This is a genomic window from Pilimelia terevasa, assembly GCF_014647915.1.
Lineage (GTDB): Bacteria > Actinomycetota > Actinomycetes > Mycobacteriales > Micromonosporaceae > Pilimelia > Pilimelia terevasa.
The window spans coordinates 56056-70627 of the sequence record NZ_BMQC01000013.1; the positions used below are offsets into that span (position 1 = coordinate 56056).

A 14572-nucleotide genomic window follows, 5' to 3' on the forward strand; every position below is an offset into this window, starting at 1 on the left:
GAAGATTCGTGGGCGACAGCTTGCACCAGGAAGTCCTACGAGAAAAGCCCTGGTCAGAGATTTGCCCCGCCGAGGTCCCGAATGCGCCGCCTGCGGCCGTCAGTGCAGAGAGAACCGCTGCCGGCGCAGGGTCCGCTCGCCGTCCTCGCCCTCCTCGATCTCGTGGGTGGCACCCGGCGGCAGCGGCGTGCCCGCCGGTACCGCCTCGCCGCGCGCGACGAGGTCCTCGGCGAACCGGTCCGCCGCTACCCGGGCGCGCTCCTGCTCCTGCCGGTCCCGCTCCGCGGCCGACCCCTGCGGGTCGTCGCCGGTGCGGTCCGTGGCGTCGTGCGGGGTGTCCATCGCTGCTCCCGTCGGTCAGTCGAACAGTCGGCGGGTCAGGGTCGGCCCCGCCCCGTCCTCCATGATCTCGTGCGTGTAGAGCGCCTCGTCGTCGCCGCTGAGGTCGGTGTCGGCGCGCAGGTTCTCCGGTACCGCGACCCGGCCCCGCCGGAACAGGTCCTCGACGAACGACTCCGCCACCAGGCCCGCCCCGCTCGGCGTGACGGCCCCGACGTCCAGTGCCGCCCCCGCCACCGAGAACCGGCTCGCCGCCGTCGGCGCCGCCACCGCGAACGAGTGGGTCAGACCGTACGCCTCGCCCGGGATGGTGACCATCGCCAGACCGGGCTGCTCCAGGGGGACCGCCCCGACGATCCCCGCCGACTTGCGCTGGAGGGTGTCGGCGGTCAGGCTCGTCGCCGCCGTCGGGGCGAGGATGCCGTAGCGCACGAACGCCGTCCGCAGCCGCCGCCCGTACCGGCCCTGGTAGAGCTGGCTGTCGGCGGCGAGCATGTGCGCGGCGACCTGCGCGAAGTACCCGGGTACCAGCGGCGCCGCGGCCACCGCGGCCACGAGCAGCCGGCCCATGTCGACGCTGACGGCCGCCAGGGACGCGGTGTCGGTGGTGCCCTGCTGGCGCCACATGCCGGCCAGCGCCCGCAGGAAGGCGCCGGTGAACACCCGGGAGAACGAGTGCGGTTCGCTGCACAGCCGGCTGGCCGGCCCGCGCGAGGGCAGCGTCACCGGGTCGACGTAGAAGAAGCTGTTGGCGGCGTTGCGCAGGCAGTCCGGGTCGACGGCGGCGGGGTTGATCTCGCGGATCGCCCAGCCGAGCTGCTCGGCGATCCGGGACAGGGTGCTGGTGCGGGACAGGTCGCCCAGCGTCTCGGCGATCACCTCCGCCCGGACCGACTCCAACTGCAGCGCGCACAGGATGGCGCTCATGTCCCCGAACGACTCGTGGAACGCGGCGCCCTCGGCACTGGCCACCGACCACAGGCCCGGCTGGAGCGAGTCCAGGACCGCGTGCCCGACCTCGTGGCACACCACGTCCGGGCTCTCGGCGGAGTAGACCACCATGCCGCTGATCGCGTGGTGGAAGAACACCAGGCCGGTGCGGTCGTAGTACGCGTTGAGGTCGTCGCCGTGGTCCATCGTGGCGTGCAGCGCCAGCCCGACCTCCGGGCGCCAGGCCAGGCCGAGGGGCATCAGCGGGCCCCAGTAGTCGGCGGCGCGGCGCAGGGCGGCGGCGAGGTTCCAGTACCGGAACTCCAGCGATCCGGGCTGGTCGCCCTCCGGCGACGGGACCGCGCCGCGGATGCCGACCGGCATCGGGCCGGCGGCCATGTCGGGCCGCGGGCAGAGCATCGGTGTGCGCTTGGCCTTGGGGTGGCCGGGATCGTCCGCCCACGCCCACACCGGGTCGGTGAGCTGGGTGTTCTGCAGTGTCCGCATGGTGGCCCCCCTCTGCCTGAGGCGAACGCGGCGGCGTCGCCCTGTCGCCTCAGTATGTGCACTGCGGAGCACCTATATCGGGCCTTACCCGATTTACACAGACTTGCCTACAGAAAAGGGGAAATTAAGCGTCAGACAGCAGCGCGGACTTCCGCACCTTGCCCAGCGGCGTGCGCGGCAGGTCGGCGACGAACCGGACCGACCGCGGGCGCTTGTGGCCCGACAGCCAGGCGCCGACGAAGCTGATCAGCTCGGCCTCGGTGACCCCGTCGGCGACCACGTACGCGGTCACCCGCTGGCCCAGGTCGGGGTCCGGCACGCCGACGACCGCCGCCTCCCGGACGGCCGGGTGCCGGCACAGCGCGTCCTCGACCTCGCCGGCCCCGATCCGGTACCCGCCGCTCTTGATCAGGTCCACCGAGGCGCGGCCGACGATCCGGTGCCCGCCGTCGGGCGCGACGACGGCGACGTCGCCGGTGCGGAACCAGCCGTCCGCCGTCCGGGCCGCCGCGTCGGCGTCCGGGCGGCCCAGGTAGCCGTCGCAGAGCGTGGCGCCGCGTACGTGCAGCTCGCCCATCGTCGCGCCGTCGGCCGGTACCGGCGCGCCGTCGGCGTCGACCACCCGGGCCCGCACCCCCGGCAGCGGCCGGCCGACCGTCGCCGGGTCGGGCGGCCCGTCCGCGCGGGCGCTGAGCGTGATCAGGGTCTCGGTCATGCCGTACCGCTGGAGCAGGCCGTGCCCGGACGCCGCCCGCACCCGGTGCCAGACCGGGGCCGGCAGCGCCGCGCTGCCCGAGACCAGCAGCCGGGCCGGCCGCAGCGCCGCGGCGGCCGGCCCGGCCGCGATCCGCGACCAGACCGTGGGCACCCCGAAGTACAGCGAACCGCCCGCCGCCGCGTACGCCTCCGGCGTCGGCCGCCCGACGTGGTGCACCGCGCCGCCGACGTGCAGCGGCCCGAGCAGGCCCAGCACCAGCCCGTGGACGTGGAACAGCGGGAGCCCGTGCACGAGCAGGTCCGCCGGGCTCCACTCCCACGCCCCGGCCAGCCCGTCGAGGCAGGCGGCCACGGCGCCGCGGGAGAGGACCGCGCCCCTGGGCGGGCCGGTCGTCCCGCTGGTGTACAGGATCAGCGCGGTGCCGGCCGGGTCCCGCGGGGCGGCCGGCGGGGCCGCCCGGTCGCGCAGCGACACCGGGACGAACGGGGGGTCGGCCGCCGTGGCCGGCGGCGGCGCCGCGCCCAGCAGCAGCGCGGCGCCGGAGTCGCGCAGGAGGTGCTCCCGCTCGACCGGGCCGGCGTCGGGCGGGACGAGGACGGCGGCCGCGCCCGCCAGGAGCGTACCGACGACCGCCGCGGCCGTCTCCATGGTCGGCGTCGCCTCGACCGCCACCCGGCCGGCGCCCGCCACGCGCGCGGCGACGGCGCCCGCGCCGGCCAGCAGCGCGGACCGCGACCAGGTCACCGACCCCAGCCGGACCGCGTCGGCGCGGTCCCCGTCCGGGTCGGCCAGGCGGGCGAGCAGCGGTACGGGCACGCGGGCACCTCCGTCGTCCAGCGGCGCGGCCTGCCCCGATGGTACGGCCGAGGTGGCCGCTCGGTCAGCCGCCGCCGGTCCCTACCCTGGACGCGACACTTCGGACAGTCGGAGGAACGACGCATGGCGTGGGCGCGGGGCCGCACGACGATCAGCTCGGCCGCCGCCGCGCTCCTGCTCAGCCCCGGCGGCTGGCTGTTCGGGCCGACGACCCCGCCGCGCGCCGCGGCGCCCGCGGGCCTGGCGGCCTGGCAGCAGGACCGCGCCGCGCCCCCCGCCCCGCTGCGGGCGACCCCCGCCACCTGGGCGCGCTACTTCCGGGCCCGCGGCGCGCGGGAGTCCGGCCGGCTGGCCGACGCCTACCCGGCGGTCGTCGGCAACCTCGACGGCGCCCCCGCGGCCCTGCGGTACCGCGCGAACGCCCGGCGCAGCGGCCGGCCCGCGCCGCGCCAGGTGCTCGCGTTCGACCCGCGCGGGGACGGCCGGGTCGTCGAGGTGTTCGGCGACCTGCGCCGCGCGCGCCGGGTGGCGGTGCTGGTGCCCGGCGTCGGTACGACGCTGGCGAACTTCGACGGCGGGCGGGTGCCGCGACGGGCGCCCGCGGTCCAGGCGCAGGTGCTGCGCGAGGCGCTGGGGCGGGTGCGGCCCGCCGCGGAGACGGCGGTGATCGCCTGGCTGGGCTACGACCCGCCGGAGGCCGTCGACCGGGGCGCGCTGCGCGAGGACCGCGCCGCGGCCGGCGCCCGGTCGCTCACCCGGTTCGTCGCCGGGCTGGCCGCGCAGCGGCGCGGGCAGACGTACACCCTGGTCGGGCACAGCTACGGCTCGACGGTGCTCGGGCTGGCCGCCCCGCACCTGCCGGCGTCGGTCACCGACGTCGTGGTGCTCGCCAGCCCCGGTCTCGGCGGCGCGCGCAGGGTCGCCGACCTGCGCACCCCGGCGCGAGTGTGGGCGGCGACGGCGGACCGGGACTGGATCCGGCGGGTCCCCGGGGTGCGGGTCGGCGGCCTCGGCCACGGCCCGCAGCCGCACACGCCGGGCTTCGGCGCCCGCCGCCTGCCGACCTCGGGGGTCACCGGCCACGACGGCTACCTCGTACCCGGCACCGACCTCGTCGCCGCCCTGGCCGCCGTCGTGGCCGCCCCGCCCGGCCGCTGACGGGCGCCCGTTTCGGCGACCGGGGCGGCGGGGTGTCCCGGCATGGTCGTTTACGGGCGTTTCCCGTGGTCAAAGGGGGTGTCGCACGTGTTGACGAGGGGGGAGGGCGTCATTAATCTCAGTCGATGTAACGAGCGCCACATCCGCATCCCTGAGCAGCGCGTACACCCCTGTCGGACCCTCCCTGGCCGACTCGCGCGCTCGGAGGGCGCGGTGGCGCGCCGCGGCCCCGCCACGGCGACCGACCCCGCACCCACCCCCCGAAAAGCCTTCAGGACGCCGCCGGCCACGGCGGTCCCGGAGAGGAGTCCCCTGATGGACAACCGGACCCGGTTCGTCAGCGTCGTGCTCGGCACGATGGCGCTGGCGGTCACCGCGGCGTTGCCCGCGTCCGCCCACGACATGTCGACCGAGGAGGGCAGGGCCGAGGCCGCCGCCGTCGCCCGCGAGTACCGGCCCGGCTGGGAGGCCCCCGCCGCGATCCGCGGCGCGGCGAAGCCCTGCGTCAACGGGAAGATCGAGAAGTACCCGTGCAAGAACGTCGAGCTGCTCAGCTTCACCCCGCAGAACTCGGCCGGCGGCAGCAACAGCTCTAGCAGCATGTGGGAGTGGGCCGACGGCAGTGAGGAGTACATCCTCTTCGGCCGAGACAACGGCATCTCCTTCATCAAGGTCACCGACCCGCTGAACCCCGTCTACCTGGGCAACCTCCCGTCGTGGAAGGGCGTCAAGGCGACCTGGACCGACGTGCGGGTGTACAAGAACTGGCTGTTCACCGGCAAGGACTCGGTCAACAACGGCATCCAGGTGTTCAACCTGGAGAAGCTGCGGGGCGTCACCAGCCCGCAGACCTTCAAGGAGGACGCGCACTACGCCGGCCTCACCAACAGCCACACCATCTGGATCAACCAGAAGACCGGCTTCCTGTACGCCTCCGGCGCCAGTAGCTGCTCCAAGGGCCTGACGATCATCGACGTCAAGGACCCGATGAACATGAAGCAGGTGGCCTGCTACGCCTCCGAGGTGTACTCGCACGAGGCGCTGGTCTGGAACTACGACGGCCCCGACACCCGGTACACCGGCCGCGAGATCGCGTTCAACTTCACCGGCCAGGGCCACACCGTCTCCATCATCGACGTCACCGACAAGAGCAACCTGAAGGTGCTGTCGAAGACCACGTACACCGGCGCCAGCTTCACCCACCAGGGCTGCTTCTCGCCGGACATGAAGTTCCTGTCGATCAACGACGAGACCGCCTCCACCAAGGGCGGAAGCTGGAACGTCCTGTTCAACATCGAGAAGCTGGACGCGCCGAAGTTCACCGCGAACTTCAAGGACGGCTTCGAGGCGATCAACCACAACTGCTACACGGTGGGCAACCGGGCGTACCAGGCCTCCTACAAGGCCGGGATGCGGATCCGCGACATCACCAAGATCGCCTCCGGCCAGGTCCCGGAGCTGGGCTACTTCGACACCGAGCCCAACTCCGACGCCAGCGGCTTCAGCCACACCTGGATGGTCCTGCGCCCGCTGCGCAGCGGCGCGGTCCCGGTCGGCGCCATGGGCATCGGCCTCTACCTGGTCAAGCCGACCGGCGAGGCCGTCGGCACCGGCACCGGCCCGTGGCCGGCCGGCACCTGATCCGGTAGGCAGCACCACCCGCACCACGCGAAGCGGCGGCCCGGTCCCTGAGGACCGGGCCGCTTTCGTCCCGATACCCTGCGCAAACGCCTCCGGGCGGAGCCGGTACTGCTGGTGCGGCGAGCGTCGTCGTGGCTGCCCTGACGACTCAGATCGACGCCTCGGCAGGCCGTACCTTGAGGCGTGATCTCACTCCGATGTATCGTCGCGGCCGCCGTGATGTCCCTGCTCACAGCCTGCGGGGACGACCCGGCACCTGGCCCCACGCCGACACCCACGGCCCCCGACCCGACGGTCTCGACGCTGTCGCCCGATGACACGCCGGCACCGACTGAGTCCTGGGCCTCCCGGATCCGCAAGGAAGACAACACTTTCTGGATGTCCATTGGCGCACTTCCGAGCGGAATCACCGACGTCACGAAGCCGTCGCGGACCTCGCGCCTCACCTTCCGACTGGAATGCAGCCGTGGTCACCTGACCGCACAGATCCGGTTCAACGGTGCGCCGCGCATCTTCGAGCACGAGTGCAGTGACGGCACGCTGACCTCTGACCTCGGTGTAGTCCAGAAGGGTACGGAGCTGCGGATGTCGATGACCGGCACGGACGGGACCAGGTACGTCGCCGACATGCGCCGCTGATCGCCTCCTCTGCATGGCGCTGAGAGCGGAGGTGCCGTCCGTCTAGACTGGAACTTTATGCGTCGAGTAGCTGTCCTCTGTATCAGCGCCTTCAGTCTCTTGTCGTTCGCCGCTTGCGGTCTGGTGGGGGATCGGCCGAAAGCCTCCCCCGACGGGAGGTCGTCGCCCGCGGTCACCACACCCGACACCGCCGGCCCGTCGCCCAGCTCGTCGCCGGGCCAGGATTTCGACAACAAGCCGGGGATGCGTCGACTGCTGGATATCGGCACCGCGAGCGGCTCCCGGAATGCAGGTACGGTGCGGGTGGCGAAGGGCGTCGTCTGGGTGCGGTTCTCGTGTAAGGGGACCGACAGCGAGGTCGCCGTGATCTTCAGGCCGCTCGGCAGTTTCGACTTCACCTGTCCCGAGGCGGGGCGCGAGACGTTGAACCAACTCGACTTGACTGGTTCGCGTTCGCTGACGTTCGTAGTCGCCGACGGTGCGGACGAAGCCACTCAGTGGGCTCTGCGCGTCAGTCAGATCTGAATTTCCCCACTGCTCTGTATCGACTCGCAGCGGCGGTGCGGCAGCCGGTGGACGGGGGTCGGCGGCGAGCGGTGACCGCGGTACCCGGGAGACGGCGGCCCGGTCCCCGCTGGGTCGGGCCGCCGTCGCGCGTCAGAGGTCGAACTCGCCGTCGCGGACGCCGCCGACGAAGGCGTCCCACTCGGCGGCGGTGAAAGCCAGACCGGCAGCATCGGGGTTCTTGCTGTCCCGCACGAATACCAGTCCCTCGCGGGCGAGCAGGTTGTCGGCCACTTCGACGCAGTTTCCGCCGTTGCCGCTGCGCTGGCTCTTGCGCCAGATGGCGCCGGTGAGGTCAGCCACGGGTGTGCTCCTTCCAGATGGTGGTGATCATGTCCCTGGACGAGGCTTCATCCAGGGCTCTGCCCTCCAGGTTGCTCCATACGCCCCGGTAGGCGAGGACTTCCTCAGGGTGAGTCAGGTAAAGGGCGCCGGTCAACGACTCGGCGTACGCCAGGGGCGGCTCGATCGGTCCACCACTGAGGTGATCGAGCGGAAAGTCAAGGATGGTGAACGGCGCCACGGCTGCCATGCCGCCGTGGACGCCTGCGGCGAACGGGACGACCCGGACCGAGATGTTGGCCTGTCTGGTGGACTCGACGAGCAGCGCGAGCTGGTCGGCCATGCCGTCGGGGCCGCCGACCTGCCGGCGCAGTACCGCCTCGCTGAGGATCGTGTCCAGTCGCGGCGCCCGGGGGCGGGTGAGGACGGACTGGCGCGCCATCCGCACGGTGACCCGCCGCTCCCGCTCCTGGTCGTCCAGGTAACCGTCAGGGATGCGCGTCAGTTCCGCCGCGTACGCGCGGGTCTGGAGCAGGCCCGGGACCAGTTCGGCCTCGAACTGACGGATGGTCTCGGCGCCGTCCTCCAGGGAGACGTAGAGGCCGAACCAGTTCGGCAGCTCCGTTTCGGTGTAGTCGTGCCACCAGCTCTTGTGGCGGCCGTTGCGGGTCTCGGCGGTCATGCCGAGCAGCAACTCGCGCTCCTCGTCGCCGGCCTGGTACAGGTCGAGCATCGCCTTGACGTCGGTCGACCGGAAGCGGACCCGTTCGTCGCCGTCCTCGATCCGGCCGAGGGTGGCGCGCCCGCGCTCCAGTGCCTCGGCGGCCTGGACCTGGGTCAGCCCGGCCCGGCGCCGCAGCGCCTCGAAGCGCCGACCGATGTGCCGTCGGAGCAGGGTCGATCCGTGCGCGTCGGTCACGCTCGCCTCCGGGAGTGGGCGCAGGGGTGCCCAAGTAAAGCACGGCGGCAGGAGCAGGCAACAGAGGTCCACAACGGAATGCGGCGTCTCACGACACACATGAGTAATGTAAATCGTCCAATTAAGATTGACGTTATTGAAGCCATTGCTTTTTGGGCAGACTCACAGTTGAATCGGTGACAGGTCGACGGCGGTCCGCAGCCCGGACCACGGTGGCCGTGTACCGGCACCGACCAGCCCGCTGCTCCCCGAAGCCGGGCTGGTCGGTGCCCTCCGAAATCCGTCGCCCCCGCGGCGACTTGGCAGGGAGGGCGCCATGTCCGCCGCTCCCGCGTTCCTGGTACCCGCAGCACCGCCCGGCCGGGTGGTGGGGCGCAGCGCAGTCACCCCACGCCCGTCCGGTCGGCGGGCCGTCGAGGCGGGAGAAGCCGGGATGCCGATGACCCGCGAGGAACTGACCGCCTACGCCGCCGCACAGGTGGCCGTCGCCGACCAGCTACTCGCCCGGCACCGGCCCGGCACCCACCACTGCTGCGCCTGCGGACAGCCGATGCCGTGCAGCCACGCCGAGACCATCGCCCGCCGCCGCGACCACTACGCCCAGTTCCTGGACCCCCGCTAGTACCGGAAGCCGCGGACCAGGGTGACCAGCTCCTCGGACAGCACCGAGAGCCGGGCGGCGCCCGCCCGCGACGCGCTGGCCTCCTGCGAGGACAGCTCGGCGGCCTCCGACAGCCCCTGCATCGACGCGGTGATCCGGGACCCGTGGTCGGCGGCGACCGCCATGCTCCGGTGCATCTCCGCCGCCGTGGCGGACTGCTCGGTCACCGCCGAGGCGATCGTCGTCTGGAAGCTGTTGATCCGTTCGATGATCGTCGCGATCTGGGCGATGCCGTCGACGGCGCGGGCGGTGTCCTCCTGCATGGTGCGGACCCGGGCGGCGATGTCGTCGGTCGCCCGGGCGGTCTCCTGGGCCAGGTCCTTGACCTCCCCGGCCACCACCGCGAACCCCTTGCCCGCCTCGCCCGCCCGGGCCGCCTCGATCGTCGCGTTCAGCGCCAGCAGGTTCGTCTGCTCGGCGATCGAGTTGATCGTCTGTACGACGGAGCCGATCTCGGCCGACGACTCGTCCAGCTTCACCATGCCCGTGTTGGTCTGCTGGGCCATCGTCACCGCCTCGGCGATGACCCGGACCGCGTCCTCGGCGTTGCGCGCGATCTCGGTGATCGAGGCGCCCAGCTCCTCGCCGCCCTGCGCCACGACGCTGATGTTGTGCGACACCTCGGTCGACGTCGACGTCACCGTCCCGGCCTGGGCGCTGGCCTCGGACGCGGCACCGGCGATCCGCTCCGCGAGGCCGGACATCTCGCTGGCCGAGGTACCGACCTGCTCGGCGGAGGCCGAGACGGCGCCGATGGCGCGGCGCAGGCTGCACTGGGTCCGCACGAGCGCCTCCGACATCTGCCCGAACTCGTCGCGGCTGATCACCGCCGGTTGGCGGGTCAGGTCGCCGTCGGCCATCGCGCCGAGGACGGTGGACACCTCCCGCAGCGGCCGGCGGATGCTCACCAGCACCCAGCGGATGGCCAGCACCAGGACGACCGCCGCGCCGAGCGCGGACAGCCCCAGTACCTGCAGCGCCCGCCGCCGCTGGTCGGCGACCTGGGCGGCGGCGCGGTTCGCCTCGGCCTCCAGCGCGTCGGTGATGGCCGGCATCCCCTCCTCGACCGCGGTGAAGCTGGTCTGGAACCGGGCGTAGGCGGCGGCGGTGTCGACGCCGGTGCCGGCGACCCGGGCCACCTCCGCGCCCAGCGCGACGTACTGCTCGATCTGCGGGGCGATGTCGTCGGCGGCGGCCCGCACCGGCGCCGCGAACGACGCGTCCCGGAACTGCCCGACCTTCTCCTCCAGCGTCCCGCCGTGCTCCTCCAGGTCGGCGAGCGCCTCCCGGCGGTCGGCGTCGGCGGCGGCGAGCCGCAGGCGCAGGACGTCGCTGCGGATGGCGTCGTGCGCCATGTCCGCCTCCATCTGCGCGCGGACGTGGCTGCTGGCGCGGGCCAGCTCGGCGGCGCGGTCGGCGGCGGTGTTGAGGTTCACCGCCGCGACCGCGCTGGTGACGGCCACCGCGGCCAGCGCCAGCCCGCCGACGACGGCCAGCTTGGCGCCGACGCTGCGGTCACGCAGCCAGGAACCCCACTGGGCCATGTCCACTCCTCGGGTACCTCGCGCCAGCCGGTCGGCTCCGCGGTGTCCGACGGGGCCGGTCGGTGACACAGGATGCGCCTGCGCCAGGCTTGATTGTCGGAACATACCGGCGGGTACGAGGATGATTCCGCCGATGTCGATTGATCAGACTTTTAACCGGCCGATCCCGGCGTACACGTTCATCCGGGTACCGCGCAGGAAGCCCACCAGGGTGAGGCCGACCTCGGCCGCCAGGTCCGCGGCCAGCGTGCTCGGCGCGGACACCGCCGCGAGCACCGGCACGCCGGCCATCGCCGCCTTCTGGGTCAGCTCGAAGCTGGCCCGGCCGGAGACCAGCAGCACGTGCCCGGACAGCGGCAGCCGGCCCGCGCGCAGCGCCCACCCGACCACCTTGTCGACGGCGTTGTGCCGGCCGACATCCTCGCGGGCCACCACGAGGTCCCCGGTGGCCGTGAACAGCCCCGCCGCGTGCAGCCCGCCGGTCCGGTCGAAGGTGCGCTGGGCCGCGCGCAGCCGGTCGGGCAGCGCGGCCAGCACGTCCGGCGCGACGGCCACCGGGTCGGCCGCCACGTCGTACCGCGAGCGGGTCCGCACGGCGTCGATGCTGGCCTTGCCGCAGACGCCGCAGGCGCTCGTCGTGCCGAACGTCCGGCGCGGGTCGACGGGCGGGGGCGGTACGTGCGCGGCGAGCGCCACGTCGATGACGTTGTAGGTCTGGGGGCCCTGGTCCCCGGCGCAGAGCTGGGCGGTCAGCACGTCGTCCGCGGCGCCGATGACGCCCTCGTTGTGCAGGAAGCCCAGGGCCAGGTCCACGTCGTCGCCGGGGGTGCGCATGGTGACGGTGAGCGCCGGGCGGACACCGGTCGCCGGGCCGACGCGGATCTCCAGGGGCTCCTCGGCGGCGAGGGAGTCGGGGCGGCGCGCGGGTGCCCCGCCGCCCAGGTCGATCCGCCACACCGGCCGCCGGTCACTCGCCCGCCCCATGACCACCCCTCTGCCGCGCCGCTGCCGCGTGAGTACCCTCCGCCGCGCCGCCGCCGGGTCGCCGGCCGGTGCGCCGCCACCCCGCCGATCCCGACCGACGGCGGCACCCGCACCCTACGTGCGTCGGGCGGTGGCGGCGGAGGCCGCGTGGTTCGATGGGTGGCGCAGATGTCGGACGGCGGCGAGGGTGGCGCGATGACGGTACTGGACGACTGGACCGAGGCGGCCTGCGCGGAGCTGGGCCTGGACCCCGCCGACGTGCCGATCACCCTGGTCCTCCAACTGGCCAAGGACGTCGCCCACGCCGTGACCCGGCCGGCGGCGCCGGTGACGGCGTACCTGCTCGGCATGGCCGCCGCCCGCGGCGCCGACCCGATGGCCGCCGCCACGGCGCTGGCCTCGCTGACGGCCGCCTTCCCCCGCCCGGGCACCCGCGCCTGACCGCCCTGCCGGCTACCCGGCGGGCAGGTCAGGGGCCGGCGGGTCGCCGGGCGGCGGGTACGTGGCGGGTTCGAGGCGGATGATGATCGACTTGGAGGTCGGGGTCTGCGAGCCCGCGGCGACCGAGTCCAGCGGGACCAGGACGTTGGCCTCCGGGAAGTAGGCGGCCGCGCAGCCGCGCGCCGTCGGGTAGGCCACCGCCCGGAAGGCCGGGGCCCGCCGCTCGGTGCCGTCGCGCCACTCCGAGACCAGGTCCACCGCCGCGCCGTCGGCGACGCCGAGCGCGGCCAGGTCCTCCGGGTGCACGAGCACGACCCGGCGCCCGCCGCGCACGCCGCGGTAGCGGTCGTCCAGGCCGTAGATCGTGGTGTTGTACTGGTCGTGGCTGCGGACCGTCTGGAGCAGCAGGCGGCCCGGGGGCACCTGCACGGTCGCCAGCGGCGTGACCGTGAACCGCGCCCGCCCGGTGGCGGTCGGGAACGCCCGGGCGTCCCGCCCGGGGTGGGGCAGCGTGAAGCCGGCCGGGTCGGCCACGCGGGCGTTGAAGTCGGCGAACCCGGGCACCACCGCCGCGATCACGTCGCGGACGGCGGCGTAGTCGGCGGCCAGGGTCGCCCACGGCACGGCCGAACCCGGCAGGGTCGCCGCGGCCAGCCGGGCGATGATCGCCACCTCCGACAGCAGGTCGGGCGAGGCCGGGGCGAGCCGGCCGCGGGAGGCGTGCACGCAGGACATGGAGTCCTCGACGGTCACGAACTGGGCGCCGCCGGCCTGGACGTCGCGCTCGGTGCGGCCGAGGCACGGCAGGATCAGTGCGGTGCGGCCGGTGACGGCGTGTGCGCGGTTGAGCTTCGTGGATATCTGTACGGTGAGCCGGCAGCCCCGCAGCCCCGCCTCGGTGACGGCGGTGTCGGGGGTGGCGGCGGCGAAGTTGCCGCCGAGCCCGACGAACACCCGGACCCGCCCGTCGCGCATGGCCCGGATCGCGTCGACGGTGTCGTACCCGCGCGCCCGCGGCGCCGTGAACCCGTACCGGGCCGCCAGCTCCGGGACCCAGGCCGGCGGCTCGTGGACGATGCCCATCGTGCGGTCGCCCTGCACGTTGGAGTGGCCGCGCACCGGGCACAGTCCGGCCCCCGGGCGGCCGATCATGCCGCGCAGGAGCTGGACGTTGACGACCTCCTGGATCGCGGCGACCGAGTCGGCCCGCTGGGTCAGCCCCATCGCCCAGCAGGTGATCGTGGCCGGCGAGGCGGCGCACAGGCGGGCCGCCTCCTCGATCTCGGCGCGGGTGAGGCCGGTGGCGGCGAGGACGGCCGGCCAGTCGACGCGCGCGCGGGCGGCGGCGTACGCGGCGAACCCGCTGGTGTGCCGGTCGACGAACTCCCGGTCGAGCGCCCCCCACTCCAGCAGCAGCGACCCGATCGCCTGGAACAGGGCCAGGTCCCCCGCGACGCGGACCTGGAGGTACAGATCGGTCAGCGGGGTGTCGCGGCCCAGCAGCCCGCTGACCTTCTGCGGGTCCCGGAAGCCGCGCAGGCCCGCCTCCGGCAGCGGGTTCACCGTGATGACCTTCGCGCCGCGGCGGCGGGCCTCGGCCAGGGCCGAGAGCATCCGCGGGTGGTTCGTCCCGGGGTTCTGCCCGATGACCACCAGCAGGGCGGCGGCGTGGATGTCGTCGAGGGTGACCGAGCCCTTGCCGACGCCGATGGCCTCACCCAGCGCCACACCCGAGGACTCGTGGCACATGTTGGAGCAGTCCGGCAGGTTGTTGGTGCCGTACGCCCGGACGAAGAGCTGGTACAGGAACGCGGCCTCGTTCGACGTGCGCCCGGAGGTGTAGAAGACGGCCTCGTCGGGGGAGTCGACGGCGCGCAGCTCGGCGGCGACCAGCGCGAACGCCTCGTCCCAGCCGATCGGCGTGTAGTGCCCGGCACCGGGCCGCCGGACCATCGGCGCGGTGAGCCGGCCCTGCTGGCCCAGCCAGTACCCCGACCGCGCGGCCAGCGTGTCCACCGGGTGGGCGGCGAAGAAGGCGGCGTCGACCCGGCGCAGCGTGGCCTCGTCGGCGACGGCCTTCGCCCCGTTCTCGCAGAACTCGGCGTGCCCCCGCCGCTGCGGCGGCGGCTCCGGCCAGGCGCACCCGGGGCAGTCGAACCCGTCGGGCTGGTTCAGGCGCAGGAGGGTGCGGGCGGTCCGCGCCGCGCCCATCTGGGCCAGCCCGGCGCCGAGGGCGTGGGCCACCCCGGGCAGCCCGGCGGCCGACTCCTGCGGCGGGCCGACGGTCAGGTCGCGGTCGCCGGGGTCCTCGCGGGGCGGGCGGACCCAGCCGCGGCCGGGACGGATGCGCCGGTCTCCTGCCATCGCCCCACCCTATCCGCGCCCCCATACCGGCGATCCGGGCTGGTCGGCGCCGGTTAGCTGGTATG

Annotated in this window: 14 protein-coding genes; 6 read left to right on the top strand and 8 right to left on the bottom strand. The window is 73.9% G+C overall.

Annotated features, from left to right (window positions below):
• Window positions 1–99 precede the first annotated feature (99 nt).
• The 3 genes from IEY75_RS16530 to IEY75_RS16540 form a co-directional block, all read right to left on the bottom strand.
• Window positions 100–342 carry a hypothetical protein gene (locus IEY75_RS16530; RefSeq protein WP_189115268.1) on the bottom strand — a complete coding sequence of 81 codons (243 nt, stop codon included), beginning with the start codon at window positions 340–342 and terminating at the stop codon, window positions 100–102.
• A gap of 15 nt (window positions 343–357) precedes the next feature.
• Window positions 358–1776: a gluzincin family metallopeptidase gene (locus tag IEY75_RS16535; protein WP_189115269.1), complete on the bottom strand. Its 1419-nt coding sequence runs from the start codon at window positions 1774–1776 to the stop codon at window positions 358–360.
• Window positions 1777–1900: 124 nt separating this feature from the next.
• Window positions 1901–3310 carry an AMP-binding protein gene (locus tag IEY75_RS16540; protein ID WP_189115270.1) on the bottom strand — a complete coding sequence of 470 codons (1410 nt, stop codon included), beginning with the start codon at window positions 3308–3310 and terminating at the stop codon, window positions 1901–1903.
• Window positions 3311–3433: 123 nt separating this feature from the next.
• On the opposite strand from IEY75_RS16540, the gene IEY75_RS16545 reads away from it, so the two are divergent.
• From IEY75_RS16545 to IEY75_RS16560, 4 genes are all read left to right on the top strand, one after another.
• The gene (locus tag IEY75_RS16545; RefSeq protein WP_189115271.1) at window positions 3434–4468 is read left to right on the top strand and encodes an alpha/beta hydrolase; all 1035 of its coding nucleotides are present in this window, start codon (window positions 3434–3436) and stop codon (window positions 4466–4468) included.
• Between the two features lie 315 nt (window positions 4469–4783).
• Window positions 4784–6109 carry a choice-of-anchor B family protein gene (locus IEY75_RS16550; RefSeq protein WP_189115272.1) on the top strand — a complete coding sequence of 442 codons (1326 nt, stop codon included), beginning with the start codon at window positions 4784–4786 and terminating at the stop codon, window positions 6107–6109.
• 216 nt (window positions 6110–6325) lie between these two features.
• Window positions 6326–6748, top strand: a complete 423-nt coding sequence (locus IEY75_RS16555; protein WP_189115273.1) for a hypothetical protein — start codon at window positions 6326–6328, stop codon at window positions 6746–6748.
• A gap of 57 nt (window positions 6749–6805) precedes the next feature.
• Window positions 6806–7273, top strand: coding sequence for a hypothetical protein (locus IEY75_RS16560; protein WP_189115274.1), 468 nt, complete (start codon window positions 6806–6808; stop codon window positions 7271–7273).
• Window positions 7274–7405: 132 nt separating this feature from the next.
• On the opposite strand, the gene IEY75_RS16565 is transcribed toward IEY75_RS16560, so the two are convergent.
• Window positions 7406–7615 (bottom strand): DUF397 domain-containing protein, encoded by a 210-nt coding sequence (locus tag IEY75_RS16565; protein ID WP_189115275.1) that lies wholly within the window; start codon window positions 7613–7615, stop codon window positions 7406–7408.
• Window positions 7608–8513: a helix-turn-helix domain-containing protein gene (locus tag IEY75_RS16570; protein ID WP_229789792.1), complete on the bottom strand. Its 906-nt coding sequence runs from the start codon at window positions 8511–8513 to the stop codon at window positions 7608–7610. The genes IEY75_RS16565 and IEY75_RS16570 overlap by 8 nt, the downstream gene beginning before the upstream one ends.
• A gap of 316 nt (window positions 8514–8829) precedes the next feature.
• Between IEY75_RS16570 and IEY75_RS16575 the strand changes: the two genes are divergently transcribed.
• Complete coding sequence (locus IEY75_RS16575; RefSeq protein WP_189115276.1) at window positions 8830–9135, top strand: hypothetical protein; 306 nt, start codon at window positions 8830–8832, stop codon at window positions 9133–9135.
• Here the strand turns inward: IEY75_RS16575 and IEY75_RS16580 are convergent.
• A complete protein-coding gene (locus IEY75_RS16580) occupies window positions 9132–10718 on the bottom strand; it encodes a methyl-accepting chemotaxis protein (RefSeq protein WP_189115277.1) in 1587 nt (528 codons plus the stop codon). The two genes, IEY75_RS16575 and IEY75_RS16580, sit on opposite strands and share 4 nt — an antisense overlap.
• Before the next feature lie 144 nt (window positions 10719–10862).
• Entirely contained in the window at window positions 10863–11702 is an 840-nt protein-coding gene (fdhD, locus tag IEY75_RS16585; protein WP_189115278.1) for a formate dehydrogenase accessory sulfurtransferase FdhD, read from the bottom strand.
• A gap of 195 nt (window positions 11703–11897) precedes the next feature.
• On the opposite strand from fdhD, the gene IEY75_RS16590 reads away from it, so the two are divergent.
• Window positions 11898–12143: a DUF6457 domain-containing protein gene (locus IEY75_RS16590; RefSeq protein WP_189115304.1), complete on the top strand. Its 246-nt coding sequence runs from the start codon at window positions 11898–11900 to the stop codon at window positions 12141–12143.
• A 12-nt stretch (window positions 12144–12155) separates the two neighbouring features.
• On the opposite strand, the gene IEY75_RS16595 is transcribed toward IEY75_RS16590, so the two are convergent.
• Window positions 12156–14507, bottom strand: coding sequence for an FdhF/YdeP family oxidoreductase (locus tag IEY75_RS16595; protein WP_189115279.1), 2352 nt, complete (start codon window positions 14505–14507; stop codon window positions 12156–12158).
• Between the last annotated feature and the right edge of the window lie 65 nt (window positions 14508–14572).